At 46.8% G+C, this 1,226-nt stretch carries 2 protein-coding genes; both read right to left on the reverse strand.

Annotated elements, in window-relative coordinates:
- Positions 1–932: hypothetical protein (locus H5T41_11210; protein ID MBC7109326.1), on the reverse strand; the 932-nt coding region annotated here is incomplete at its 3' end.
- A gap of 45 nt (positions 933–977) precedes the next feature.
- Positions 978–1,226, reverse strand: a 249-nt coding sequence (locus H5T41_11215) for a hypothetical protein (protein MBC7109327.1), incomplete at its 5' end; no start/stop codon positions are given.

Genomic DNA, 1,226 nt, shown 5'->3' on the forward strand with positions numbered 1-1,226 from the left:
GTATATATCGCGAACTCTGTGTGCTTGAGCATAGCAGCCTCAACCATCCGGCGTATTGAGTCACCAACCTCTTGCTGGTAACCCGGTGCTTTTACGTCAACCACGGCTACTCCAATAGCTCCCAATGGAATATCAGGAGTAGGAGGGTCAAAATATTTGTAGCATGGGATCACTCCATCAAGTTCTTTTGCACAACGTTTCACTAAACTGTCAACTATTCGTTGGGCAGCAGCTTCTGGGCTTAGTTCTACGCCATTAGCCACTACTGCAAAAGATTTCAAAACGACAGGCCTTTCTAGCCGTACATCAACGGCACGCAGAGACATGACGCCTCTGCAGGTATAAATGCCGCCATACTGGCCTAGGTTAATTATGTCCAGGGATGCAAAGATGATGATGTCTGCATTCCATGAATAAACCGTTTGCCAAAAAGCTCTTTGCTCTTGCTGCGTCACCAATTTATCATACCAGTCTGAGTACTCCACCTCTTCTCCATAATCAACGACCAAATATCCTGTTTGACGTTGGAACTCTGAATACTGTTGCGACCCCATGTATTTTGAGCCGTACGCAATTTCTCCACGGTCAGCTCTCAGCCTTTCAGCGGATTCCAAAATACCACGGTAAGACTGTCTAAGTTGCGTTTCGCTTAGATTGCTGGCTTTTAGTTCGTTATGGAACCTCATTTTTCCAGACCGGGTATTTTCTAAAACCTCATAAAACTGCACAACATATTGCTGACTGACTTCTCTTGCTCGTTCTGCAAATGTCACTTGCGCTCCGCCTTCGGTTAAGCACTGTGTCAATAATGTTGTGGCTAGCTCACTCCAGGAAGATCCGTTTAGAATTATTAAAACTGATGGGCACTCAGCAAATACTACGGAACCAACCAGCAAAGCCAAAGAAACCAAGAAAAACGCTTTGCTTTTCATCAACCCTCCTTTGCTTCCAAAATTAGTAAGTTGCAAAAAAGTCTATTATCCAATTTCACAAATTTCAAGATCGTGGGCGGAGCGAATGACCTTTCCTGGGGAAAGAAGGGCCACGCGGCGCGGCCCGGGGCCGTAGGCATGGCTGGTGAAAAGGGTTAGACATCGCCCACCAAAAAGAAAAAGAGGAGCATCGGGCTGATGGGCCCGCACAAGGACGCGAAGCTTTAAGCGCTCCATTACTTCAAAAAAGTAGTCCGCACCGTAAGCGGGCCGCCCGAAAAACCCAGGATCAAG

This window comes from Methanomassiliicoccales archaeon, assembly GCA_014361295.1.
Taxonomy (GTDB): Archaea; Thermoplasmatota; Thermoplasmata; order Methanomassiliicoccales; family JACIVX01; genus JACIVX01.